This window comes from Psychrobacter sp. I-STPA10, from assembly GCF_021012795.1.
In the GTDB taxonomy this organism is placed as follows: domain Bacteria; phylum Pseudomonadota; class Gammaproteobacteria; order Pseudomonadales; family Moraxellaceae; genus Psychrobacter.
In genome coordinates, this window is the sequence record NZ_VFYU01000024.1 from 42950 (window position 1) to 69425 (window position 26476).

At 41.8% G+C, this 26476-nt stretch carries 16 protein-coding genes and 1 CRISPR repeat array; of the genes, 7 read left to right on the forward strand and 9 right to left on the reverse strand.

Annotation, left to right across the window (positions count from 1 at the left end; translation table 11 throughout):
* Positions 1 to 15: 15 nt before the first annotated feature.
* The 3 genes from FHK89_RS11590 to FHK89_RS11600 all read right to left on the reverse strand — a co-directional run bounded on the left by FHK89_RS11590 (position 16) and on the right by FHK89_RS11600 (position 5317).
* Positions 16 to 3837 (reverse strand): phage tail tape measure protein, encoded by a 3822-nt coding sequence (locus FHK89_RS11590; RefSeq protein WP_230660531.1) that lies wholly within the window; start codon positions 3835 to 3837, stop codon positions 16 to 18.
* Positions 3838 to 4061: 224 nt separating this feature from the next.
* Positions 4062 to 4961, reverse strand: coding sequence for a hypothetical protein (locus FHK89_RS11595; RefSeq protein ID WP_230660534.1), 900 nt, complete (start codon positions 4959 to 4961; stop codon positions 4062 to 4064).
* Between the two features lie 14 nt (positions 4962 to 4975).
* Positions 4976 to 5317 (reverse strand): YhbY family RNA-binding protein, encoded by a 342-nt coding sequence (locus FHK89_RS11600; protein ID WP_230660537.1) that lies wholly within the window; start codon positions 5315 to 5317, stop codon positions 4976 to 4978.
* A gap of 186 nt (positions 5318 to 5503) precedes the next feature.
* On the opposite strand from FHK89_RS11600, the gene rlmE reads away from it, so the two are divergent.
* On the forward strand, positions 5504 to 6136 hold the full coding sequence (gene rlmE, locus FHK89_RS11605; protein WP_230660540.1) for a 23S rRNA (uridine(2552)-2'-O)-methyltransferase RlmE: 633 nt from the start codon (positions 5504 to 5506) through the stop codon (positions 6134 to 6136).
* Between the two features lie 540 nt (positions 6137 to 6676).
* Positions 6677 to 8563 carry an ATP-dependent zinc metalloprotease FtsH gene (ftsH, locus tag FHK89_RS11610; RefSeq protein ID WP_230660542.1) on the forward strand — a complete coding sequence of 629 codons (1887 nt, stop codon included), beginning with the start codon at positions 6677 to 6679 and terminating at the stop codon, positions 8561 to 8563.
* Between the two features lie 403 nt (positions 8564 to 8966).
* On the opposite strand, the gene FHK89_RS11615 is transcribed toward ftsH, so the two are convergent.
* Entirely contained in the window at positions 8967 to 10382 is a 1416-nt protein-coding gene (locus FHK89_RS11615; protein WP_230660545.1) for a CAP domain-containing protein, read from the reverse strand.
* A gap of 574 nt (positions 10383 to 10956) precedes the next feature.
* Between FHK89_RS11615 and FHK89_RS11620 the strand changes: the two genes are divergently transcribed.
* From FHK89_RS11620 to guaD, 5 genes are all read left to right on the forward strand, one after another.
* Positions 10957 to 12321: a uracil-xanthine permease family protein gene (locus FHK89_RS11620; protein ID WP_230660548.1), complete on the forward strand. Its 1365-nt coding sequence runs from the start codon at positions 10957 to 10959 to the stop codon at positions 12319 to 12321.
* Between the two features lie 151 nt (positions 12322 to 12472).
* Complete coding sequence (gene xdhA / locus FHK89_RS11625) at positions 12473 to 14140, forward strand: xanthine dehydrogenase small subunit (RefSeq protein ID WP_230660552.1); 1668 nt, start codon at positions 12473 to 12475, stop codon at positions 14138 to 14140.
* Positions 14137 to 16725 (forward strand): xanthine dehydrogenase molybdopterin binding subunit, encoded by a 2589-nt coding sequence (gene xdhB, locus FHK89_RS11630; RefSeq protein WP_230660555.1) that lies wholly within the window; start codon positions 14137 to 14139, stop codon positions 16723 to 16725. Before xdhA ends, xdhB begins: the two co-directional genes overlap by 4 nt.
* Positions 16725 to 17642, forward strand: a complete 918-nt coding sequence (gene xdhC, locus FHK89_RS11635) for a xanthine dehydrogenase accessory protein XdhC (RefSeq protein ID WP_230660558.1) — start codon at positions 16725 to 16727, stop codon at positions 17640 to 17642. The genes xdhB and xdhC overlap by 1 nt, the downstream gene beginning before the upstream one ends.
* Positions 17643 to 17781: 139 nt before the next feature.
* Entirely contained in the window at positions 17782 to 19290 is a 1509-nt protein-coding gene (guaD, locus tag FHK89_RS11640; protein ID WP_442966591.1) for a guanine deaminase, read from the forward strand.
* Between the two features lie 62 nt (positions 19291 to 19352).
* Positions 19353 to 20613: direct repeats of the CRISPR family, unit length 32 nt; unit sequence GTTTCAATCCACGCACCCGCGATGGGTGCGAA.
* A 352-nt stretch (positions 20614 to 20965) separates the two neighbouring features.
* Here the strand turns inward: guaD and cas2 are convergent.
* From cas2 to FHK89_RS11665, 5 genes are read right to left on the reverse strand one after another with little or no spacing between them, the layout of a single operon-like run.
* Positions 20966 to 21283 carry a CRISPR-associated endonuclease Cas2 gene (cas2, locus tag FHK89_RS11645; protein WP_230660561.1) on the reverse strand — a complete coding sequence of 106 codons (318 nt, stop codon included), beginning with the start codon at positions 21281 to 21283 and terminating at the stop codon, positions 20966 to 20968.
* A gap of 55 nt (positions 21284 to 21338) precedes the next feature.
* Complete coding sequence (cas1c, locus tag FHK89_RS11650; protein ID WP_230660563.1) at positions 21339 to 22430, reverse strand: type I-C CRISPR-associated endonuclease Cas1c; 1092 nt, start codon at positions 22428 to 22430, stop codon at positions 21339 to 21341.
* Positions 22418 to 23128 carry a CRISPR-associated protein Cas4 gene (gene cas4, locus FHK89_RS11655; protein WP_230660566.1) on the reverse strand — a complete coding sequence of 237 codons (711 nt, stop codon included), beginning with the start codon at positions 23126 to 23128 and terminating at the stop codon, positions 22418 to 22420. Before cas4 ends, cas1c begins: the two co-directional genes overlap by 13 nt.
* Positions 23128 to 25563, reverse strand: coding sequence for a DEAD/DEAH box helicase (locus FHK89_RS11660; protein WP_230660569.1), 2436 nt, complete (start codon positions 25561 to 25563; stop codon positions 23128 to 23130). Before FHK89_RS11660 ends, cas4 begins: the two co-directional genes overlap by 1 nt.
* Positions 25554 to 26456, reverse strand: a complete 903-nt coding sequence (locus FHK89_RS11665; protein ID WP_230660572.1) for a type I CRISPR-associated protein Cas7 — start codon at positions 26454 to 26456, stop codon at positions 25554 to 25556. Before FHK89_RS11665 ends, FHK89_RS11660 begins: the two co-directional genes overlap by 10 nt.
* Positions 26457 to 26476: the final 20 nt, after the last annotated feature.

A 26476-nucleotide genomic window follows, 5' to 3' on the forward strand; every position in this document is an offset into this window, starting at 1 on the left:
CTCTATTTGTTTGATTTATCTAGCTTTACGGGCTAATTCTTTTTTCAATTTTTGCATAAACTCTTGAGCACCAATATCTTTGATTTGCTGTACAATACGAGCATCAAGAGCATTAACAATGTCGCTAACGGTGATGTGATTGGCTATATTTGGGGTAGCAGATATTTGTATGTTTTGCGACGGCTGTTGTCGAGTTGGCGATGGTGGTGGTTGATATTCCTGTTTAGCTTTTTTACCCCATTGGCGGTTTTTATTTGCTTTAATAAAATCTTCAAAAATCTCATCAACAGCAAACGCATTTGTCATACCATTGCGAATGGGGTCAATTAAGTGTTTTTTTGAGTTAGCTGCATTTGATGCAGTTGTTTTTAATAAATTAATTTCTGCATGAGCTAGCTCACTTTCTTGTAGTTTCAAATCACTGAGTAGTTTTTTATATGCGCTGTTTGCATCATAACTAACCATTTTTAGTACAGTGCCACGGTCATTTAAAACACGATGTTGATCATCAACTGTCTTTTTCAGCTTTTCAAATTCTCGTGTACCTTCTTGTGCTGCTGCCACCATTTTTTTACCAGTATTACCTGCTTCATTACCCAGTTGCTGCATAGAGTTTTTTGCTGCATCAATGGGTGGTTTAACATTGTTAGCAGCATTACTCATTGCATCCAATGCTTGCTTAGCTTCGTCTGCTGCTTTTGCACCGCCACGTAGTCCAGCGTCAATTTGACGCATTTGCTCAGCTGTGACTTGTCCTACCACACCAGCTTCTTGTAGTATTTGTTTGATTGCCTTAAAGTCAGCTTGAGTTTTAGCAGCAGCTAGAGAGGTATCTAGTGCTGATGTAAGGGCAGTTTTGAGGGTATCAGCACTGGTTGCTTGTTCTTTAATTGCAGCTACGCCAGCTTTGAGTGTTTGCACCATTTTAAAACCGTCAGTGCTCATCTTCTGGTTAACAGCATCCATATTAATACCCAAAGTTTGCAAAGCTTGCGATTGAGCATCGGTAGCAGACTTGGCAGCTTGTTGTTCTAGAGCAGTACGCTTAACACTATCAGCAAGCTCTTTATTGCCGTTCGTTGCTGCCAGTAAGGCTTGCTCAAGTCCTGCTTGAGTTTGCGCATTTTGTCCAGCTGATTCTTTTGCTGCGTTGTAAGCACGTGCCAGTTTAGTCGTATCACCCTCGGCAAGCTCTGCAATGACACTAAAAGCTTCTAGTGATTTGGTGACTTCACTGTTCATACCTGTCGCAAATTCTTGTGCGTCGAGTCCCAAGGTTTCAAACGCATCAGAAGCCTTGTCCAAATCTGATTTTAACAACTCACCGAGGTTATTTTGCTTTGCTTCAAGGTGCATTGCTTCAAGACGGTTTGTTGTCTCATTAAGCTCGGTTGCTAATTGATTATATTCCTGAGTATTTTTTTGCCCGTTTGCAGCAAGATTAATTAGCTCACGATTTAGAATTTTAACCGTTGCTTCAGTAGCAATGATGTCATTTACAAGTTGTCTATTTTCATCTGCTTGCTGTCTGGCAGCATTTGCTGCCTCAGTTTCTGCAGCTGCTAACTCATCGCTAGTTTTTACTGCCAACTTTTGTGCTTCAGCTAATCGTTGAGCAGACTCAGCACTGGTTTCAAAGTTATTACGCACATCATCAAAAGTACGGTCAGTTACCATAGCATCAAGATAGGCTAGACCACGAGCAAGCTCGTCTCCAAACGCTCTAACGGCTGAGCTGTTTTCATACAAACTATCACCAATAGCCGTACCAATTGTCCAACTGGCAGCAGCAGCAAATAATGTACTCAATCCTGACATCTTACCCGCTAGACCATTTGCGGCAGTGGTAGTGCTTAGGATAGAGGCACGGGCTGTTGTCATACCAGTGGCAATATTAGCCCCTGCTGTTAGTCCAACCGTACCAGCTAGTGCCATTGCACTGTTAAATGCAACAGTGGCTACTCGAGCACTAGCAATCAATACCACTAACTTAGTAATCATGGGATATGATTCAGCAAAGCCATTAACCGCTTCAACTACGCTAGCGACACCAGAAGCAGTAGCACTAACGATAGGTAATAGATGTTGACCTAGTGTTTGTGCTAATACGATTAACGACTGTTCAGCTCTGGCTGTCGCTGCTGCTGATGTTGACATCTGAGCTTCAAACTCAGATTGCATTGCACCAGCAGTCGCTGACTTGTCTTGAGTCAAGTCTAGTGTTTGATTATAAGTATCAAGACTACCCACCAATAAATTGACATCATCAGCATATTCTTGACCAAATAATTTAAATGTTGTTATGGATCGTTGTTGGTCATCAAGCTTACTTAGCGTTTGTAAGAAGTTAATCAAGGCTTCTTGCGGATTAGCATTGATATCATCAGCCAATTGATTTGCTGACAAACCAATATTATCAAGGGATTCTTGGAATCCAGCACCTTGTACTTGAGCTGTTTGTAGTTTAGTTAACAGTCCATTAATAGCAGTAGCTGCAACTTCTGGTGGTTTACCAAGCGCAATAAATGCTGCGGCTAATGATGCCGCTTGCTCTTCTGCCAAGCCAAATTGTTTTGCGGTACCACCAATCCGTACCATTGCATTAATAATATCTGGCTCTTTAGCAGCAGTATTATTACCGAGTGTATTAATAGCATCACCCAATGCTTCTACAGATTGCATTGAGATACCAAACACATTAGCAAGCTGTGCAGCTGACTCAGCAGCTTCATCAGCACTAATACCGAATGCAACTGACATCTTGCCAGCCATTTCAGTAAATTTACCAAGTTCTTCAATTGGAATGCCAAGCTGTCCACCTTGCGCTGCAATATCAGCTACTGCTTCACTGCTTAAGCCTAAATCTATTGCTAGCTGTTTAATATCACCAGATAAAGTCTGAATTTGCTCAGGTGTACCATCAACAGTTTTTTTAACACCTGCCATTGCGGCTTCAAAATCCATTGCAGCAGATGTAACGACAGCAAGCCCTCCTGCGGCAGCAGTAACTTTGCCCAGTTCAGTCGCAAAGTCAGTTGTTTCATCACTAGCATCACTGAGCGATGCTTCAAGCTCTTCAATTTGTGCCGTCGCTAATTCACTAGCTCGTGCAAGCTCACTGCCAGTAAGCTGTCCACTGTCTCTTAGTGTCTCATAAGCAGTAGTGATTTCTTCGATCTGCTGTAATGCAACATCATCAGTTTCAATGCCTAATAGTATTTTAGCTTGTGCTATTTCATTTAGATTTTCAGCTTCAGCAGTGAGTTCACTTAAGGCTTCTTGTGCCGCTTGTGTCTGTTCTTGTAGGAATTGTTCTTGAGAGGCTAGGTCAGTAGTAGATAGACCAAGATCAGACATTGCTTGACGTGTGTCGTTAAGGCTAATGTTAAGCGATGTGTGGGTTTGTTTAAGACTGGCTGCTTGCTTAGCAGATTGCTCATGCGCTTTTGCGAGTCGCTCAACCTCTTTAACGGCATCTCTATACTCAGCTTTTTGTTCTTTGGTGGCTGCTCCTTGCGCTTCCATTACTGTTTTCAATGCTTCAGCTTTGGTTTTGGCAGCTTGCCACTCTTGCGCTAGTGTTTTAGTCTGTTCCTGAGCACTTTGCCAAGCGTTAGCCGCATCGACTACTGCCTGTTTTTGCTCACGGAACATCTTTATCAGACCTTGCTTCTGACTAATAGCATTAAATGTATCGTTTAAATGTTCACCTTTCTCTGATAAATTAGCGACATCAATACCCGCTGCTTTTAACTCATCAGTTAGCAGATCTAGATCAGTAAGATTTTTAGTTTGTAAGGCAATCTCTAATGCGAGTTTTAAATTGGCATTGCTCATAGAGGTTATTCATCATATTTCTAGTCTATGAGCAATCTTAGGTAGGTAGGTAAAGATTTTAAATTAGAATACTCCCTTATTTTTCTAATATTTTTTGAAAGTTTATTTCAATTTCTATCTCATTAATAATCATTAAATCCCAGTTATTCCCAGTTTATAACATCTTCTGTATGCTAGTTATAACAGGTGTGATTAATTTATTAAAATCAGTATCTCAATTTTTCCTACAAAGATGAATGTTCAATAGACCCTAGTAAAAAGTCTATGTTGCTCCATAATTGCTGTTGATGAAAGTCAGCTGGATTGGTATGTTTGGGGGCAAAATATAACAGTTGTTGGCTGTGTTGGTGTTGCAAAATAACGGTAGGGTGAATGAGGGTCAGGCAATGCCAAATCTGCATTAGAGGCGATAAGTCGATGCTGACGGTGCGCCCAAATACCATTTTATTAGTAGTAAAAGCGTTGTTTATGACCTCATCATCTACAGTGGTAACGGTGAGTAAATCTGGCGGGTTTGATAAAGAGTTTTGATTTGAGTTTTGTGAGTCGCTTTGTAAATATTTTTGTATTTTGGGTAATGATATCAGACATCTAGGCGGCATCATATTGGGTGTACGATAATCATCGAAGTGATAGATGGCATAATGTCCGCTACTGGCAACATTAATTTCGATGTATTGCTGTGCATCGGTTGCTTGTTTATCAGATGTGTCGCCTGCGATAAAACATTCAAGACAGGTGCTTTGCCATAAAAAATCTGCCTGTTTGTCCTTTGGATTCATTTCATCTACCAAAGGTAACCACATAAACCAAGGTGTTATCGCAGGTGATATGTGGTTATACTTATGCTCAATATGATGTTTAGTAAGGTTATGTCGAGTAAGTTTTGGTACAGTTGTTGGTTGTGGTAAAGTAATCACATAGTTTAAAGTTAGTTTGTGCTGTGGTTTGGCTATATTTTTATTTTTTACAGAGGAACTAATTATCTGTGCCTCGACTTGTACTTTGGGCATGATTAGATGAGGCTGCGCAGCACACCACTGGTTTGAAGCGATGTCTGCGATCAAATCCCAACGTCCTAGCTGATGAGTGCTATAAGACGCTGTGAGGGAGAGATGGTTCACTATTTAGTGATCCATTATTCGCTATGGCGACTAAGATTCGACAGCTTAGGATTGGCATTTGGGTTGCGACGTAATAATAATGCCATGCGTCCGATACTGTGAATCAGTTGTGCTTGTACTGAGTTGGCAAGTTGAGTGCTAAGCTCATCTCTTTCTTGTTTGCTTCCAGCAGGTACTTTAACTTTAATTAGTTCATGGTCAGTTAATGCGCGTTCAACTTCTTGTAGGATATTTTCAGTAATACCATTGTTACCAATCATCACGATGGGTTTAAGCTCATGCCCAATGCCTTTGAGGCGGCGTAGCTCTGCATTATCAAGGTCATGTGTGCTAGTGTTTTTTTGCAATTGTGTCATAGTCAGTTACTGTTTCATTAAAAAAGAGTCACCATTATAAATAATCTAGCATTAACTTGCATGCTACTCTTGTAAAGAGTAACTTGCTAGGTTAAAAATACAGTTGGCTAGATTGACGATATAAATGTGATGGTTTATCACGCTTCTTGTCATTGGTGAACATGTAATAAATTGGAGATCTATTTTTTGGCAACTCGTATTAGCAATAAAAAACTTTCAAAAAGTAGTCGAGCATGGATGAAAGAACATCTGGATGACCATTATGTGCATTTGGCTCAAAAAGAGGGATATCGTGCCAGAGCAGCTTATAAACTGATTGAGATCAATGAAAAGACCAATCTGATTCAAAAAGGCATGACGGTAGTAGATCTGGGCAGTGCTCCAGGAAGTTGGTCACAAGTGGCAGCAAAAATGGTGGGTGATAAAGGTACATTGATTGCTTCAGATATTTTGCCAATGGATACTCTAGAGGGTGTGACTTTTATCCAAGGTGATTTTCGTGAAATAGACGTGTTTGAGCAGATCATGGCAAAAGTGGGTGACCAACGAGTGGATGTGGTACTCTCTGATATGGCTCCAAATACAACAGGGCATAATGCGGTGGATCAACCTCGTATGATGCATCTGTGTGAGTTGGCAGTAGACTTTGCTATGCAAGTACTGCCTGATGGTGGTGCGTTGATTATGAAGGTGTTTCAAGGTGCAGGGGCACAAGAGCTAAGACAGCAAATCCAACAGCAGTTTAGTCAAGTACGTAGTATTAAGCCTGCTGCTTCTAGAGCACGGTCAAAAGAGATGTTTTGGGTGGCAATTAAATAAGCAATCAAATAAATTGTGGCTAAATAATTTTAGCTTTTACTAGATTCTATAATAGATAGTGATGGTATAGATAGTAGACAATTTGGATAGCTTGAATTTTAGATTGTTAGTGTATAGATTGTGATGGTTATGAGATAAGAGTATGATTAAACTTTAAAAGCTTTGCAATAAATTTACCTAAATTTACAGCGAGATGGCTTGAAGATTGGAGATAATGACCTAATATCTGCTATATTAGACAGTCTGAAAAGTAGTCTAACAACCCATCTATAAATATACTATAAAGATAATAATGGCAGAATGTAATCAGATATGCTCATTTGTCATCATCCTTCATCTAGTGTGAGATATGAGGATTGGTGAGGTTTGAGTGTTTATTGCCATATTTTTGTGAAACTATATATAAATTAAAACAATGATTATGAAAGCTGTATTGTCAGTGGCTGTTTGTACTACAATACAATGTAACAAAACGATGTAGAATGTAGATGGTTAATTTTTGAATATATCAAGTAAGGGATGGTATCACTAGTGAGTGACATGGTAAAAAATACCTTATTGTGGTTGGTCGTTATTGGCGTTTTGGTCGTGGTTTTTAGTAACTATGATAGCCGTAATGAGCCAGACATGCTCAATTACTCTGAATTTGTGACGCAAGTTACTGATAATCAGGTAAAAAGCATCAAAATTGATGGCGAGCAAATCACAGGTGAGAAGAAAAATGGTTCCACCTTTGAGACAGTTCGTCCTGCGGTGACAGACCCTGAGCTGATGCCAACATTGCGTGAGCATCAAGTCGAAATACAAGGAGCTGCACCAGAGCGTCAAGGTGTGATGATGCAATTATTAATTGCAAGCTTCCCAGTATTGTTGATTATTGGTCTGTTTTTATTCTTCATGCGTAATATGCAAGGAGGCGGTGCAGGTGGTCGTGCAGGTGGCCCGATGAGTTTTGGTAAGTCAAAAGCCAAAATGCTGTCAGAAGACCAAATCAAAGTCACCTTCCAAGATGTTGCTGGCTGTGAAGAAGCCAAAGAAGAAGTGGTTGAGGTGGTGGAATTTTTACGCGATCCTGATCGCTTTACCAAACTGGGTGCAACCATTCCTCGTGGTATCTTGATGGTAGGACCTCCAGGTACTGGTAAGACGCTCCTTGCTAAAGCCATTGCTGGTGAGGCAAAAGTACCTTTCTTTTCTATCTCTGGTTCTGACTTTGTCGAGATGTTTGTTGGTGTGGGTGCATCTCGTGTACGTGATATGTTTGAACAAGCTAAAAAGAATGCACCCTGTATCATCTTTATTGATGAGATTGATGCTGTGGGTCGTCATCGTGGTTCTGGTATGGGTGGTGGACACGATGAGCGTGAACAAACCCTTAACCAGTTATTGGTAGAAATGGATGGATTTGAAGGCAATGATGGTGTGATTGTGATTGCTGCAACCAACCGTGTTGATGTGCTTGATAAAGCATTGTTGCGTCCAGGTCGTTTTGACCGTCAAGTACATGTCGGATTGCCTGATATTAAGGGTCGTGAGCAAATTTTGGCGGTGCATCTGAAGAAGCTACCATCAACTGTGGGTGTGAATATCAACTCGTTAGCACGTGGTACACCAGGATTTAGTGGTGCACAGCTTGCCAACCTTGTGAATGAAGCGGCATTGTTTGCAGCTCGACGCAATAAAGGCAGTGTGGATATGCATGACTTTGAGGATGCCAAAGATAAGCTATATATGGGTCCTGAGCGCAAATCTATGGTATTGCGTGAAGAGGAGCGTCGTTCGACTGCCTACCATGAAGCAGGACATGCTTTAGTCGCAGAAATGCTACCTGGCACAGATCCTGTGCATAAAGTAACGATTATGCCACGTGGTTTTGCATTAGGTGTCACTTGGCAGTTACCTGAGCATGACCAAACCAGTGTTAATAAATCAAAAATGCTCAGTGACATTGCAATTTTGTTTGGTGGACGTATTGCTGAAGAAGTATTTGTAGATCAGCAATCTACTGGCGCATCAAATGACTTTGAACGTGCCACAAAAATGGCGCGGGCAATGGTTACTAAGTATGGTATGTCTGATGCACTGGGCATCATGGTTTATGAAGATGATGATTCTTCACAAGGATATTTTGGTAGCGCATCACGTACTATCTCTGAGGCAACGCAGCAAAAAGTAGATGATGAGGTACGCCGTATCTTAGAAGAGCAGTATGACATTGCTCGTGAGCTGATTGAAGCCAATCAGGATAAAATGCATGCAATGGTAGAAGCACTGATGAAGTGGGAAACCATTGATCGTGATCAATTGCAAGATATTATGGCAGGGCGTGATCCTCGTGAGCCACGTGTTTATCAAAGTATTGATGTGACCCCTGATAAGATATCTATTAGCAAAGATAAAACGCCACCACCACTACCAGCGATGTAAATTAAGTTGCCATTTAGCATCTTTGGTTATGCTTTGGCTACAGGCAGCTAATAACTATAACAATAAAACCCTCTACAAGTTTTGTAGGGGGTTTTTATTTTTGTATATTTAAACAACAACTTCTAGAACTACATGCAGCCAGTCCACTTGATAAAAAACAATGATTACCAGACCCTAATAATCTATAAAACTGCGTAAGTCCTATATACATTCAGTGGTATAGTATCCATTTTGCTTTTCTATATTATATTTTAGAGAATGGGTATTCATTATTTTTTGGGGCTTTAAGACGTAAAATACCTCCTATTTTTAATAGGAGGTAGGTAATGTTTGCTAATCGAATTGGCTGTATTATGGTTACCGTCTACCTACTGTGGCTAGAACTAAATTTAAGCACATGACATTATTTTGTACTAAATGTAAGCGTTTGATGCTTTAACTTTTTGCCATCTACCAATACATCAAAACTTACTTTATATTTGCTGTTTTTGTAAAGTCCACAATTGCCTTTAGTATAACCAGGCTCTGCATTGGTTTCACAGCTTTTTAATTGATCTGTTAATGGTAGGATAAATGCTGAGTTAGATTTTGTGATTTTGTTAGGGTCATTATCTGCATCAAGAATATGTACAGATATATCCTCATTTGTTGCTACAGCAGTAAATTTGACATTAGAGACTTTAATTTTCTTAGCAGTGGGATAGGTGACATAAACAGGTTGACCTATTGGATTTGTTTGTAAGTCTCGGCCTAAGCCATGAAAGGGATTTGGGCTTTCATTACGTAGATTGGTGGCGCTGTCAGTAATACCATCACATGGATAGGTTAAAAGTTTGTCTGGAACTTCTATGGCAGTTTTTGCACCAGAGAGTATATTTATTGCAAAGCCAAATTTAAATAATTCATTTCCATTATTTGGAGTAAATTGACTGACTCCCACACCCGCCTCATTAAATTTAGGTGAAACTAAATTTGATAAGTGGTAAGGAGCAGCTAAAAGCTGTCTGACCATGCTGGTATAAATGTCAGAAACAACGGTTGGTGCTAATGAGCTGAAATTACTGTAATAGTTAATGGCAATACTTTCACCAAGTATGGTGTCTCTATTGTTAACGTTGTAATAAGCTGTTTTATTGAATCTATCTGAAACGGTGTTACCCGTGTAGTAAGGATTATTTTTTCCTGTATAGCTTTGAAAGCCCGCAATCGCTTTTTCAGAATGTGGATTATAATTGGGGATTTTAGCATTTGCTAATACATAACCAATATAATTGGCACGTTTTTCAGAGTCTTGAGTCAGGATTGTGTCATGAGTTAAGCCACCAAAACCGCATTTATGTCGATTGATACTCAATAAATTTAAAGCAGTTAATTGATACTGTGCTTTTTTGTTTTTAATAATATTGTTGAGATTTGAAGTAGGAGTTCCTGTACTAGGAGTACCTGTGCTAGGAGTTCCCGTGCTAGGAGTACCTGTGCTAGGAGTACCTGTGCTAGGAGTACCTGTGCTAGGAGTACCTGTGCTAGGAGTACCTGTGCTAGGAGTTCCTGTGCTAGGAGTTCCTGTGCTAGGAGTACCTGTACTAGGTGTGCCTGTACTAGGAGTACCTGTGCTAGGTGTGCCTGTACTAGGTGTGCCTGTGCTAGGTGTACCTGTGCTAGGAGTACCTGTGCTAGGAGTTCCTGTGCTAGGAGTTCCTGTGCTAGGTGTGCCTGTTTTAGAGTTGTGATTCCCTGTATTTGTATCACCCCCACCACAACCTGTTAGGGTTAAAGTAAATAGAAAAAATAAACCAATAACTTTTATATTATTTACCATTGTTTACCTCTTTATTTTGCTTATCAAATTTAATTTATTTCAATTATCTCATCACCATAGCTACAATGCGGGATTATGATACAAAACGCAAGTGAAATTTTCTGAGTATAGAAATAGTCTAGATATTTTTTGTAAATTTTTTTATAAGTTTTAAAAATTAAGATAGGACAGATAAAAATTGGATTGCTATATTAAAAAAATAAAAAAGTCAAGAAAAGAAAAATAATTGCATAGAGTAGAGAGTGGGTATTATGTAATTGACATTAACATAGTGTTACTGGCATAGTGATTATCGTTTTGTTGTCTTGAATCTGTTTGCTAGCATTGGTTGAGATGCTGGTTTTGATAAGTGGGCAATATGTAAGGTGTTCATTTTATATGATTTTGGCATGTATATGAGACAATTTTTATAATTTGTATTAAAGATTATGACCTGGTGTGGCAACACAGGAAGTGTGGCTGTCGCTAGGTATGAAACCGTATTATAGCCTTTTCAAACTTTGATTTTAGCCAATGGGTTTATTTTTGATATCTGGTAGGGACAAATACGGTGATAATATTAAAAGGATAATTTATGAGTAAGATATCAGATAAGCAAGTAAACCCTGAGTTAATTTATCATTTAGATGACCGTCCTAGTTTTTGGCCAGCATCTTTTGCCGCATTGCAACATGTGCTAGCCAGTATCGTTGGTGTTGTGACGCCCACTTTGATTGTCGCAGGAACCTTAGGATTAGGTGAGTATATTCCTTATTTGATTAGTTGTGCATTGATAGCCTCTGGTATTGGTACATTTATTCAAAGTAAAAAAATAGGTCCTATCGGCGCAGGTATGTTGTGTTTACAGGGCACAAGTTTTGCATTTTTAACAGCGATTTTGTCGGCTGGTATGATTGTTAAAGGACGTGGTGGCTCACCTGAAGAGATTTTATCGACCATTTTTGGAGTGAGCTTTTGTGCAGCCTTTGTGGAAGTATTTTTGAGCCGCTTTGTGCATAAGTTACAACGTATCTTTACCCCTGTAGTAACGGGTACCATCATTGTCTTAATCGGTATTCCACTGATTAAAGTGGCGGTGACCGATATTGGTGGTGGCTTTGGGGCTGAGAATTTTGGTAGTCTGCAAAATCTACTGCTTGGTGGCATTGTCTTGGTATCAGTGATTGTACTTAACCGTTCAAAAAATCCAGTACTGCGTTTGTCATCCATTGTTATTGCATTGACTTTGGGTATGTTGGCTGCTTTTTTTATGGGGCGTTTAGACTTTTCTTCTTTGTCTCATGTTGGCATTATCAGTGTACCGATACCATTTAAGTATGGTTTTAACTTTGATATGGCAGCGTTTATCCCACTTATTATTTTATTCTGTGTGTCTGCTTTAGAGACCACAGGCGATTTGACAGCCAATGCGACCATTTCAAAAGAGCCTGTCACTGGTCCTGTATATTTAGAGCGTATCCGTGGTGGGGTATTGGCAGATGGTGTGAATTCTATCATTGCTGCTACCCTTAATAGTATGCCATCGACCACCTTTAGCCAAAACAATGGCGTGATTGCGTTAACAGGTGTTGCCAGTCGTTATGTGGGTATGTATATCGCTGCCATTTTAGTGATTATGGGACTATTTCCAATTTTTGGCGCAGTGCTACAAACCATGCCAAAGCCTGTTTTGGGTGGGGCAACATTGGTCATGTTTGGTACGGTTGCGGTTGCGGGTATTCGGGTGCTTGCCAGTGCCAAACTTGACCGTCGTGATATGATGATTATCTCTATTTCAATTGGTATGGGGATCGGTGTTTCTATGGTGCCAGATGTATTATCACAATTGCCTGAACTGATGCGTAATGTCTTGATTTCACCTGTAGCGATTGGGGCAATGACAGCAATTTTATTAAGTTTATTTTTGCCTGAGGAAAATGGATCGTTGATGGTTGAATAGTTTGTAATATTTATTCCTATGATTTTTCTATGTGGTTTGTCTCTATAAATGGGGCAAACTTTTTTTGGTATCCGTTTTTTAACTTTTTTTGATAGATACTATATTTTATCTGTTATTATTTTTTGCATAATCCTATTAGCTGAGTTTTGCCATGATTACCTTTTTTTTAAATGGTCAGTACCATCAAGTCACTGACCTCAATCCCAATACCACAGTATTAGATTTTTTGCGGTTATACCAAGGCATGACCGATACTAAAGAAGGCTGTGCCAGTGGCGATTGTGGTGCTTGTACAGTGATGGCTCAGGCATTGCCTAACTTTTCTGATAATGTGCAGGTTGAAGATGTTGCAGATAAAGAGCAGCTTGAACGTTCATTTTTTACGGTTAATGCCTGTATCACTTTATTATCACTATTAGATGGTCATCATTTAATGACGGCATCTTATTTAGCTGACAATCCTTTTAATCATCCTAAAAAAGCACAGCTACACCCAGCCCAACAGGCAATGGTTGAGTGTCATGGCTCGCAGTGTGGCTTTTGTACTCCCGGATTTGTGATGTCACTTGCCAGTGTTTATGAAAACCATGCCTATAAAAATAGTGTCATTGAAAATAATCAGGATAAAAATCAACTGACTCGAGACGAGGTGGTAACATCCATTTCGGGTAATCTGTGTCGTTGTACGGGGTATCGCCCGATTATTGAGGCAGGTTTGCGTATGCAGCAGATTGGGCAGGATAAGACAAATAATAGCTCACAATCTCTACAACAGCGCATTGCCAATTCGGTACAGTCAGTGCAAATGGTAGATGTCTCACATCAAGCCGCTAGTGTTACTCATAAAGACAAAGACATACAGCCTGCACTAACCCAAAATAGCCAGCAGCTTTTTATTCCTCAATCATTAGATGAGCTTGAACAGTTATTACAGCGTTATCCTGAGGCGACATTATGGGCTGGGGGTACGGATTTAGGATTGAGTATCACTCAGCATTTGATTGAGCATCAGGTGATTATACAACTGTCTGCGATTGATGAACTTAAGCAGTATGCAATAGAAACGATAGATACAGCCGATGGTACAGTTGATGCTACTCAGCAGATGTTGGTGGTCGGTGCGGGAATGACTTATCAGCAGTTATTGCCTGTGTTACAGCAATATATTCCTGAGTTTGCAAAGCTATTGCCACGTATTGCCTCACCACAGATTCGCAATATGGGGACAATTGGCGGCAATATTGCCAATGCCTCGCCCATTGGTGATATGCCACCAGTGCTATTGGCACTCGATGCCAAGATTCATTTGCGCCATTGTGTTGCAAAAGATGGTGATGTATCAGCGCAAGCACAAGATGAAATCATCCCTTTAGCCGAGTTTTTTGTAGATTATAAAAAGACCAAACTGCGTACGGGCAGTTATATTGTTGCCATTCATATTCCCATTCTCACAGAACATCAGTATTTGTTTATCCATAAAATCAGTAAGCGTTATGAAGATGATATTTCTGCCTGTTTGCTGGCGATGCGTATTGATATGGATAAAGAGGGTCATCGTATTGTGGATGCCCGTATAGGCTTGGGGGGTATGGCGGCAATTCCCACTTTGGCAAGGCAGTGTCAGCAGGCACTTATTGATAAATCAATACACCAAGATAGCTTTATTCAGGCGGCATCACTGATTGGAGAGGATGTAACCCCAATGACCGATGTACGTGCCAGCCGTCATTATCGCCTGCATGTGGTAAAAGGCTTATTGCTCAAGTGTGGTTTGCAGTTGCAACAAATGATGATGAATAGTCAGGAGGTGGTACGATGAGCCATGAAACGTCTTTATTTGATGATTATCAAATTCGTCGCAGTCGTCCACCGAAGCAAAAAATTGGTGGCTCAGCAAAGCATGACAGTGCAATAAGTCATGTGATGGGCAGTGCCACTTATGTTGATGATATTAGTAAACCCAATCAGACATTACATTTGGCAGTGGGCAAAAGTCAGCAGGCGCATGCACGTATTTTAAATATGGACTTAAGTGCAGTAAAAGCATCGGCAGGGGTGGTCGATGTTTTGACCTTTGCTGATTTACCCGCACAAACAGATATTGGTGCAGTATTTGAGGGTGAGCCATTGATGGTAGATGGCTTAACCGAGTATGTGGGACAGACACTATTTGTGGTGGTGGCAACCAGTCACCGTGCTGCCAAACAAGCGACGCTAAAAGCCATTGTGGAGTATGAGCCATTGCCTGCGGTGCTGAGTATTGATGCAGCGTTAAAACAGCAATATTTTGTGCGCCCCAGCCATCATATGCAGCGAGGCGATGCAGCCAAGGCGTTACAAGATGCGCCGCTGCGTTTGCAAGGGCGTATCCATATGCGGGGTCAAGAGCATTTCTACCTTGAGGGTCAGGTGTCCTATGTGGTGCCTTGTGATGATGGGGGCTTGCAAGTTTATACTTCGTCGCAGCACCCCAGTGAGGTGCAGCAACTGGTTGCTGAAGTCACCGATTTACCTTTTCATGCAGTGATGACCGAAGTACGGCGTATGGGTGGCGGTTTTGGTGGTAAAGAGACACAGGCAGCGGCATGGGCGTGTCTGTGTGCCATCGTTGCCAAGCGTCATAATGTGCCAGTGAGTATGCGTCTTGACCGCCAAGATGACATGGTAGTGACAGGCAAACGCCATGAGTTTGCCAATCAGTATGAGGTCGGTATTGATGAGACAGGACGGGTGTTAGGTGTAGATATGCAACTGGCAGGATTGTGTGGTTATGCCCCTGATTTGTCTGATGCCATTGTCGATAGAGCGATGTTTCATTGTGACAATGGCTATTATTATCCCAATGCACATGTGGTAGGACACCGCTGTAAAACGCATACAGTATCTAATACCGCTTATCGTGGCTTTGGAGGGCCACAAGGGTTGATGACTGCTGAATATATGATGGACCACATTGCTTATACACTCGGGCGTGACCCACTGCAAGTACGCCTTGATAATCTGTATCAAAATGGACAATGTACCCATTATGGTCAGCCAATTGAGCATTTTGATTTGGCAGAATTAATAACCAAGTTACGTGATGATTGTGATTATAATCAGCGTCGCCAAGCCATTATCAAGGACAATCAGCAAGCGCAACAAGATGGACATTATAAACGTCGAGGTATTGCGCTAACCCCAGTACGTTTTGGTATTTCATTTACCGTACAGACGCTAAACCAAGCTGGTGCTTTGGTGCATATTTATACCGATGGCAGTATTCATCTCAATCATGGTGGTACAGAGATGGGGCAGGGGTTATTTATTAAGATTGCCCAAATTGTTGCCAATGAATTTGACGTTGATGTAGAAACGGTACAAGTCTCTGCCACACGTACCGATAAAGTGCCCAATACCTCACCAACCGCTGCTTCATCAGGGACGGATATCAATGGAAAAGCGGCACAAAATGCGTGTATTAAAATCAAAAAACGTCTATTAGATTTTGCCAGTGAGCATTTCCAAGTTAGCTCAGAAGAGATTGTATTTGAGCGTAATCATGTGCATATTGCTGGTAAAGAGGTGCTAAGTTTTGCTCAGTTTGTGCAGTTAGCTTATCAAAACCGTATTAGTTTATCAGCGACTGGTTATTATAAAACCCCAAAAATCTTTTATGACCGCAGTCAAGCATGGGGACGACCATTTTTCTATTTTGCTCTCGGGGCGGCATGCAGTGAAGTTGAGATTGATACCTTAACAGGAGAATATAAAGTCGTCCGCTGTGATATTTTGCACGATGTAGGACAATCAATTAACCCTGCTATTGATATTGGACAAATTGAAGGGGGATTTGTGCAAGGCATGGGCTGGCTTACCACCGAGGAGCTGATATGGAATGATAAAGGGCAATTGGCATCGAACAGCCCTGCCAATTATAAAATTCCGACTGCTCATGATTTGCCTGAACAGTGGCATGTTGAATTGTTTGACCGTAAAAATAGTGAGCAGACCATTTATAATTCTAAAGCAGTGGGTGAGCCACCGTTTATGCTTGCTGCCAGTGTGTGGTGTGCTATTAATAATGCCATTGCCAGCCTTGCAGACTATCGCAAAAACCCAGAGCTGACCATGCCTGCAACACCCGAAGCGGTGCTTAAAGCAGTGATGGGTATTCAAGACAAAGCATGGGAGAGCGCAGATACCCCAAATCAGAAGCAGGTGCAGCGTATGCAGGTGCAACATAAAGAGGAGGGGGACACCTTAACCATGCCCGAGCAAGTACGCCATGCCAAACAGGTGGATACACCAATGTGTGAGGGTGAAACGTATGATGATGAGGCAGAGCATATCACGCAGCCAAAAGTCGATGGTGCTCGTGCGCCTGCCCATAGTGAAAACTCTAGCAGTGATGATGTGAAATAATGTTAAATAAAGCGTTGCCGTCAAGATGGTATGAAGCGTTAACCTTGTGTCAACAACAAGGGCGGGCGCATGTGTTGGCAACCATCGTGGCAGTGAATGGTTCAGCTCCCAGAGAGCTACAAGCGAAAATGGTGATAACTGAAGATGCGTGTAGTGATACGCTCGGTGGGGGTGGACTAGAGTTTGATGTGATTGCTTATGCACGTCAGCTTATCAATGGGGAGTTGCCAAGTGCAGAGCCAGAGGATGATAAGACAACTGACACCCAGATAGCCAAGTCTGGAAAGTCAGGCAAACCCAAAGTAGGGCGACGTAGTGCGGTGCTGACCAAGCATTATCCATTAGGGGCAAAGCTAGGTCAGTGCTGTGGTGGTAGTGTGACGGTGATGTTTGAGTGTTTTTATCAAACACCTGTATTGTCTTTATTGGTATTTGGCGCAGGGCATGTGGCGCAGGCGATGATAACGATATGTGCGCAGTTATCGTGTCAGGTTCACTGGGTGGACAGTCGTGCCGATATATTTGCGCAATCAAACAACAAGTTGCCTGCACATATTCGTAGCCATGTCAGTGATGACCCCACGGAGTTTATTGCCACACACGCACAGGGACGTTATGTGGTTATTATGACCCATGACCATGCGTTGGACTTTGAGTTGGTACGCCATGCCTTAGATTTTGGCAATAATGATGTTAATACTGATGCTAAAAAATTCGCCATACCTTATATTGGCTGTATTGGTTCAAAAACCAAAGCGGCTCGCTTTCAAGCGCGTTTGCGTCAGCGGGGCTATGATGAGCAAACTATTAATCGGCTGATTATGCCAATAGGGCTTGATATTGGGGGTAAACAGCCAATGGCAGTGGCGGTGTCTATCATGGCTCAGGTTTTGGCAGATTATAATCAACATAGTTAGCCATCAACACCATTAGTCATCAACAGTATTAGCTATCAATAAAGTTTGCCGTTATTTTTTATTCTATATTTCTTGTCTCTCATCTCTCATTTCTTATTTTTTAATTACCCCTTAACACGCCTTAATATAAGCCACTTTTATGACCCTACATATTTATCAAGCCCAACTTTTACATTTTGTTAGTATGCCAGAGGCGAATCAAACTGATAAAAGCAATAAAAGCGATGCAAGTCATGAGCACAATCAACATAATGCTGTTGAAAATTCTGCCTATCTTCTCAAAGACATAAGCATTCATTCTGTGATTACGGGTGTCAGCATTGTGCCTGAGTATATCGCTGAGGGTGTGTTGGTGGTCGATGATGTGTCTGGAAAAATTGTCGATTATGGGATAGCCACAGACATATTGCCAAAGTATACCCAGTTAAATCCAAGTGAAAGTACAACTATCAATCAAAGTACAGGTCAAAGTGCAAGTCAAAACCAAAGTGACATAAGCCAAAAGGCACAACCGCAAGCAATGCAAATCCACGATTGCCGTGAGCAGTTAATCATGGCAGGGTTTATTGATACCCATGTGCATTATCCGCAGATAGATATGATTGCCTCCTATGGCGAGCAACTGCTTGATTGGCTTAATAATTATACCTTTGTGACGGAGGCAAATTTTGCTGACCCGCAAGTGGCAGAGGACAGCGCCTCATTTTTTCTATCACAGTTATTGACACATGGCACGACTACTGCGATGGTGTTTGCCACCAGTAATCCACTGTCAGCGCACGCATTTTTTCGCCATAGTCATCGACTCAATACTCGTATGATTGCAGGCAATGTGTTGATGGATTGCAATGCGCCTGAGCATTTGTGTGTGCCAGCCGAACAGTCTATCAAAGACACGCAGGACTTGATTGAGCGTTGGCATGGATATGGGCGACAGCATGTTGCCATTACTCCAAGATTTGCGATTACCTCTACACCCAAGCAGTTGCAATTGGCAGGTGAGTTGTATGGCAGTTATGCGGATGTGTATTTGCAAACGCATCTGGCAGAAAATCGAGATGAGGTGGCGTTGGTGCAAAAGCTATATCCATCACACAAAGGCTATTTGGACGTGTATGCTGATATGGGGCTATTGGGGCGATATAGCACCTTGGCGCATGGTATTTATTTACAGTCAGACGAATATCAATGCCTACAGCAGACAGGGACGCAAATTGCCCATTGTCCGACTTCTAATTTGTTTTTGGGTAGTGGATTGTTTGATTTGCCTAAGACACTGGCATGTACAGGGGTGAGTATTGCCAGTGATGTGGGGGCGGGGACAAGTTTGTCGATGCTGACGACGTTATCGGAGGCGTATAAAGTTCAGCAACTGTTGGGCAATGCGTTTTCTGCTTATCAAGGTTTATATCAAATTACCCTCGGCAATGCACAGTCATTACAATTAAGCGATAAAATTGGTAATTTGCAGGTCGGTAAAGAGGCAGATTTTGTGGTGCTAGACTTGAATGCCACGCCTTTATTGCAACGCCGTTTGGCACATTGCCAGACGTTATCAGAAAAGCTATTTGTGCTGATGATGCTGGGTGATGATAGGGTTGTTGCTAAGACCATCATTGCTGGGGTATGTCGTTATGAGAAAAGTTAATGAGTTGCACGCACCCGCGATGGGTGCGAATTAAGACGTTCAGCGATTTTATCAGCGTCAGGGTTTCAATCCGCGCACCCGTGATGGGTGCGAATGCAAAATCAGCCAGTACAGACACCGACTACTGTTTCAATCCACGCACCCGCGATGGGTGCGAAAAATATTCCTGGTAAGTCTTATCAGTTTCTAGTGTTTCAATCCACGCACCCGCGATGGGTGCGAAGTGTTTAACTCGATACTTGATGATGTGTTTGAGGTTTCAATCCACGCACCCGCGATGGGTGCGAAGTATCTTGCTCAGAATTTTTGCTGTTTACATCAGTTTCAATCCACGCACCCGCGATGGGTGCGAAACTCGTATATTCATTAGGTAACATACTGGCATGTTTCAATCCACGCACCTGCGATGGGTGCGAATGACAGGTATATCATATCGCACACAGCGGAAAGTTTCAATCCACGCACCCGCGATGGGTGCGAATCTTAGTTGGTCACGATGAGATGGTAGAGCTTGTTTCAATCCACGCACCCGCGATGGGTGCGAAATGGGTCGCCATCGCTTTCATCTTCATCAAAAGTTTCAATCCACGCACCCGCGATGGGTGCGAAACAACCCTACCCCTGAAACTTGGCTTTATTTCTGTTTCAATCCACGCACCCGCGATGGGTGCGAAGCCCTCATTTCATGTGATAAAAAAATGGGCAACCGTTTCAATCCACGCACCCGCGATGGGTGCGAAGATTCTGCCATTGCTGCCAAAGCTGATGCTTCTGTTTCAATCCACGCACCCGCGATGGGTGCGAAGACAATCAATTGCAATCAACCAAGCTATTGAAAGTTTCAATCCACGCACCCGCGATGGGTGCGAAACGTGAGTTGCTTGAGAAAATCTTTATCACTGGTTTCAATCCACGCACCCGCGATGGGTGCGAAAAGTAATTTTAATTGCAGGGTCAGACCAGCAAGTTTCAATCCACGCACCCGCGATGGGTGCGAAAACCAATGGTTCTTATATGTCAACACTAATATGTTTCAATCCACGCACCCGCGATGGGTGCGAACTGTGCGCTTAATCGTATCAACTGACCAAAATGGTTTCAATCCACGCACCCGCGATGGGTGCGAAACCTGTCATAAGTAATATCAAAGGAATTTAAAATGTTTCAATCCACGCACCCGCGATGGGTGCGAAATACCGATGGTACAAACTGACACTATTTCTATGTTTCAATCCACGCACCCGCGATGGGTGCGAACGATTACTAAAAGAACATAACTATTATGTATTTGGTTTCAATCCACGCACCCGCGATGGGTGCGAAAGCCTATGAGTTAACTCGTTATAAACATTAGAAAAAAACCTGTGTTTTTGCGAGTGTTACTCATAAAGGCGATATTGACTGGTATTGCACCAGTCAATAGTTGACAGTTTATGGGGTGGGGCTATATAAATCAAGTTGTTAAATAGGGTTTTACCACGATTGCGAGTGTCCCAGTGTTTTTATGTATGCTATGGGTTCGCAATGACCTTATGACGGTCATTTGTGGGGCTGGGCATAGTTGATTTAATACAAAACTGCTACTTTATCATCCTCGCTCACAGTACTATTTGTACAGCTTCGCTCGGCTTCCTCGTATCAGTCTTATCTTGAAGCAACTATAGGACATATAAGGTTAAAATAGTAGCATGTCGTTTAAGTCTAGTACAGGTTTTGCACCAATGTGTTCTACTTTTCGTTGCCAGTTTTTACCCAGATAGTAGTAGCGTAGACTGTCGACACTGGGGTCGATGATATCTTCGAGTTTGGCTTTAAGCATCGTCCATTCGGCAGGGTTGACTTCGATTTCGAAGACGGAATACTGCACACGTTGCCCATAGTTAAGACAGTGTTTGGCTATATGGCGTAGGCGTTTGGTACTGTGATTGGTATCACTGCTATTATTGTTGTCGTTGATGGCGGTGGCGATGTCGTAGGTGACAAGTATCATCATAATCATTTATTCCTATTTTTAAATAATTTTACAGTATTGTTTAAAAAACATGATTTTATTTCCATAAGAACGGGACATAAGCGTCGATGTCACCACGGATATGCCGAGCCATGATGGTGGCTTGTAGGTGCAGTAGTAAGCCAAAAGGGACGGTTTCTTCAAACCAGTCGTGCTGTAGGGTTTGTTGTTTGCGTTCATGCCATGCTTTGAGGAAGGTTTGGCGGGCGGTGTCTTTGAGTTGTACGGCTCCGTTTTCGGCTTGGGTGAAGTCGCTGGGTTTGAGCTGTTTTTTGTTGATAAGCGATAGGACAAAGCGGTCTGCGATGGGGCGAAATTCTTCGATGAGGTCAAGGGCAAGTGAGGGTCTGCCTGCTCGTAGTTGGTGAAAAAATCCGCAAGCGGGGTCTAGTCCGACGGTTTCTAAGGCACTGCGACAGTCGTGGGTGAGTAGGGTGTAGGTAAAGGATAGTAGGGCATTGATGGGGTCGGTGGGTGGGTTGCGGGTGCGTTTGGCAAAGGTGAAGTTGTCGTTGCGTATAAAGGTGGGAAAGACGGAAAAGTAGACGCTTGCCATGTCGCCTTCGTAGCCGAGTAGTTGGGCTAGGGTTGGGCTGTTTGTGTTATTTGTTGGGCTGTTTGTGCTGTTTATGGAATCGGGGCTGTCAGTGATGGCGTTGATAAGGGTGGCAAGTGTGTTTTCTAGGCGTTTTTGGGCGTGGTTCAGTTGTTGTATGGTGCTTTGCTCAAGCTGTGTTTGGTAGTCACGTAGGTATCGGCGTATGACTTGGCGTTGGTTGTGAATTTTGCCGAGGACAATGCTGTGGGCGATGGGTTGGTGTCGTTTTGGGTCGTCGCTGATGCGGTACTGCTCTCGGCGTAAAAAGACGTTGCCACTGACTACCCCTTCGATGCGGGCTTGAAATCTGCCGTATTGGTTGAGGTGGGTGATGGTGATGCCGTTGTCGGTGCAATGTGCCATAAGCGCGGGCGATAGGGATATTTGCCCAAAACAGACGATGGCTTGTAGTTTGTGTATGGGGACGCGTCCTGCGATTTGGTGGTCGATGTTCATGACGACGTTTTCGCCTTGTTTGTTAAGCCATGCCCCTTGGGTTTGGACAAATAGGGTGTTTTTTAGGGGTCGCATGGTGATTCCTTTTGGTTTTGGTCTTTGTGTGGTTCGTTTAGGCTGTGGCTGATTTTTTTGTGTAGCCATGTTTTGGCGTTTTTGTTAAATATTTTGGGGTGGCAATGGTTTTTAAGTGAGCAGTTTCGACATTTGCTGGTACTGTAGCTGGGCTTGGGGGTGATGGCGGTGTCAATGATTTGGCGACAGGCGTGTATGGTATCTAAGGTAAGTTGTCTTAATTCTGGATCAAATTTGACGATATGACGACGACGGGTTTTGCCATAAAATAATGCCCCTTCGGGAACGGTGCATTGGTGCATGTCTTCGAGGCATAGGGCTTGGGCGCAAAGTTGTACTTCGTCGGCTCGGTGTGATTTGGGTTTACCGCGTTTGTATTCGATGGGGTAGGGAATGGGTTGGTCAGTTTTGTTATTGTCGATATTATGGTTGCTGTTATTGTCAGTTTTAGTAGGGCTATGGTATTCGACAACGTCGGCAATGCCTTCTAGTCCGAGGGTTTTATGCCCTAAGGGTAGAGTGCGTACGCTGGTGATTGCACCTCGTTTATCATGTACGCCATCGTTGACTTTTTGGTGCATGACTTGACCTTCAGCGGTAAAGATATTTTCTTCCCATATACATTCTAGTTCGATAAGGGCAAATTGGCGTGGGCAAAATAGGTAATGCTGTAGGCGGGATAGGTAGAGGGTTTGCATTACCAGACTCCGCCAGTTTGCTCAAAAAATGTATCAATTTCGATAACCCCTGCAAAAATACCCAGAAAATCATTATAGTCATAAGTATCTATCCAAGAGTAGACGTTATCTATTTGAGCGTTGGGAATAGGTATTAAGTGGAAGTGTTGAATTTTGTTAAACCATAGTTGAACAGAGTGTTTTTGTATGTCTTTCCAATCGACAAAAAATCCAAGTTTGAGACTATGTTTGAGACTATTAATAATAGAAGAATTGGTAATAACTGTATAAGTCTCACTATTAATAATCTTATATTCGTCATGTACGTTTTGAAAATCACAACTATTTTCAGCGTCGATGAGAGATTTTTGCCGTTTTTTTGCCTCTGTCACTACCCCTTTATGTAAGAAATCATTTTGCAAGGCACGAGTGACCAGTTGGTTAACTTCTGTTGTTCTTTGTTCTAGCTCTGCCCATTTATCAGCAAATATTTCACTACTACGTTTAAAGGCTGGATGTTGGTTAATCTCATCATCAGGTGTTATCACAAAGTCATATAGTATGGCGTTATTGCGTTTGCCATGGCGATTGATACGACCAGATACTTGAATATAGCTTGAGACAGAGCAACGCTCACGATAGCCAAACTGAAAATCTAAATCAACACCTGCTTCCACACAACTGGTAGCAACTAGAAACCAAGGCTTATCGTTCCATTCACTATCTTTTTGTCGGCGTTCTATTTCATCAATAATTTTGACTCTATCGTTAGGCGTGAGAGCAGTTGATAGTTGTAAAACTTGACGATTTTTTAGGGCTAGATTGGCTGTGTCTTCTTCTAAATACTTTGCAAGATAATAGGCTATAAAAGCACTTGATTGAGTGGTGTTTAAAATAACCAAGCTACAAGGTCTAAGGTCATCAAAATTTTTAAGCTCTTCTACAATATGAGTGATAAGCTGATGTTTATCCAAAGGATTTGTTATTTGTTCATAGATGACTCGCTGTTGTTCTAACTGATTGGCTTTAGCCAGTAATGAGTCAGATAATAATTCTGGTATATAAGATAGGTCTTTTTGTTCTATCAAATACGCATTTTGCCAAAACTCAACCATAGAGCCAGAAGAAAAAATAATGTGACAGCCCCATTGTTCTGATAATAGTTTTAACCATTTCCAAGAGATAGCGAGTAATTCTGGGGGCAAGCAGGCATGCGATTCGTCAATAAAAATGACAGAACCGACAATATTATGTAGCTTTTTCAGGCGAGTAGGATTGGCACTGGCTAAGGTTTCAAAAAATTGTACCGCTGTCGTGACAAGAATGGGTGCTTCCCATGAACTGGCATATTGACGCAGTTCTTTGTGGCTAAATTCAACTTTATGATGGTTTTCTACGACGGTTTCTTCAGGGTCTTCATCTGATAGCACCATTGATTTACGTAGTGTTCTGACAGTTTGGGTTAATATATTGGTAAAAGGGGCAATAATAATGAGCCTACTGGCATCATAAGCCACTGCTTTACGCAATAAATAAGCCGTCACAGCCGTTGTCTTACCAAGACCAACACTTGCCGAACACATTTCTAATGAGCTTGCGTTTATTGGTCTATTTAAACAATGTTCAAATAAATCATGGCGTAACTGGTTGCGAGCAGATTTGTTTGCATACGGTGTTTGGTCTAAGTCGTTTACATATTGTGTTAACTTGTCTAAACGTGCTTGCCATTTTGTCGAGGCAGGACAAAACTGTTTCATGGCAATTTGTTGATGATAGTTTGCTGTACTGCTATGGTCGGCATCAACCAGACATGACAACATAATTCTGGTGGTTAAGCTCTCATTTGGTAGCTTGCAAGCGACGATAGGATATTCACCACAAGCCAGTATTTGCTGGTTTTTATAGTCTTGTAATCTTTGTTGAGTGATAGCAATGGTTTGGTAGTGATTGGTATAATCTTCAATTTCGAGGTTTTGTCGATGGTGGCGTTTACCACGTAATAAATAATTATCTCGAGGAATATCAATATTACGCCAAATTCTCTTATTAAAGCTTATTTCACTACTTTTATTGGCAAGTCCAGGTGCGTGATGTCCACGAATAACCCAACCAAGCAATTCATTACCCATCTTATTGGCTATTGCAACACCTGCATCAATGTGGTCAATGGGCAAACGTCCCTGTTTTTCTTGCCGTAGTATGACTTGATTGTCTTTATCAAGTTTACCCATGTCATGTAGCATGATAGAGGCTTTATACGTTTGTTTTAGAATTTCTTTGGTTGCCTTATCAAAGGCAGTAAACTCTAAAAGGTACTCAATTAAGGGCATACCATACTCAAGCATCTCTTGAATATGGTCATGATAAGTATGAGGTAGCACAGTTGCTATATTAACAGAATTTTGTACTGGGCTACCTTGTGCTGCTTTGGGTGGCGTATGAGCAACTAATTCCATGATTTTAGTGTTAAGTCCTCTATCTTATTAAAACGCTCGGCTAAATCACCTAAGCTATCAAGATTGGGAATAATATAGTCATCTAATGATGTTGGATTGCTGACACCTTCTTTTAATCTAGGCTTTAAAGCTGACATGAGCAGATGTTCTGGACAAGAGCCAAGTGGGCTTTTATGTTCGGCACACCAAGCGTGTAATATATCAATATTGGGTCTGATAGCCGATGTGGTATGAGCATAAATATGTGGCGTTACAAATTGAAATAAGTCCACGTCTTCTTGCGTTGCCCCTGTTTTAAGAGCAACTGATGGGTTGATATAAAAAGGAATGCAGTAAATACCATGAGTGACGACTCTAAAAGCAAGCGGTGCCATTCCTCTATCTTTACCTGACTCTACCCCTGATTTATTGGTAAATGTCATGCGTTCAATTTGAATGGGTGCAACGGATAACCCAACCCCCAGTTGTAATACACCTGTATTAGTAAAATGCTCTAGTTCACCATCAGCTTTGCGTTTTTTTTGTTTTTCATCCTTATCATCTATTTTTTCTAAAAAAGTATTACCAAATAATCGAGCGTCCCAATAGCGTTGCTTAAAATCTTTAGTATCTAAGGCAAGAATTTTTGAACGGTCACGCCCACGTTTTTCTAAAATTTGAAAGTCATTGTCTGATTTATCAAGTTTGAATAAATTTCTAGCTTCCCGCATTACCATAGACTCATCGATAAGCTCACGATATTTGCGTTTTACTGAAGGTGGTGATATTAATCCAAGCCCATCAAGCTCTCGCATACGGGGTTCAGATTCCATATCGGGGTCGCCATTAGGGTTTGACATGGTGGCTTGGATAATAATAAGACCAGCATAGCGGTTAAAAGGTGCGTTTGACATAGTTGGTACTCCATTAATGT

Coding starts and splice junctions, on each gene's coding strand:
- FHK89_RS11590 (WP_230660531.1), bottom strand. CDS start 3,837: ATGAGCAATGCCAATTTAAAACTCGCATTAGAGATTGCCTTACAAACT.
- FHK89_RS11600 (WP_230660537.1), bottom strand. CDS start 5,317: ATGACACAATTGCAAAAAAACACTAGCACACATGACCTTGATAATGCA.
- ftsH (WP_230660542.1), top strand. CDS start 6,677: ATGGTAAAAAATACCTTATTGTGGTTGGTCGTTATTGGCGTTTTGGTC.
- FHK89_RS11615 (WP_230660545.1), bottom strand. CDS start 10,382: ATGGTAAATAATATAAAAGTTATTGGTTTATTTTTTCTATTTACTTTA.
- FHK89_RS11620 (WP_230660548.1), top strand. CDS start 10,957: ATGAGTAAGATATCAGATAAGCAAGTAAACCCTGAGTTAATTTATCAT.
- xdhA (WP_230660552.1), top strand. CDS start 12,473: ATGATTACCTTTTTTTTAAATGGTCAGTACCATCAAGTCACTGACCTC.
- xdhB (WP_230660555.1), top strand. CDS start 14,137: ATGAGCCATGAAACGTCTTTATTTGATGATTATCAAATTCGTCGCAGT.
- xdhC (WP_230660558.1), top strand. CDS start 16,725: ATGTTAAATAAAGCGTTGCCGTCAAGATGGTATGAAGCGTTAACCTTG.
- guaD (WP_442966591.1), top strand. CDS start 17,782: ATGACCCTACATATTTATCAAGCCCAACTTTTACATTTTGTTAGTATG.
- cas2 (WP_230660561.1), bottom strand. CDS start 21,283: ATGATGATACTTGTCACCTACGACATCGCCACCGCCATCAACGACAAC.
- cas1c (WP_230660563.1), bottom strand. CDS start 22,430: ATGCGACCCCTAAAAAACACCCTATTTGTCCAAACCCAAGGGGCATGG.
- cas4 (WP_230660566.1), bottom strand. CDS start 23,128: ATGCAAACCCTCTACCTATCCCGCCTACAGCATTACCTATTTTGCCCA.
- FHK89_RS11660 (WP_230660569.1), bottom strand. CDS start 25,563: ATGGAATTAGTTGCTCATACGCCACCCAAAGCAGCACAAGGTAGCCCA.
- FHK89_RS11665 (WP_230660572.1), bottom strand. CDS start 26,456: ATGTCAAACGCACCTTTTAACCGCTATGCTGGTCTTATTATTATCCAA.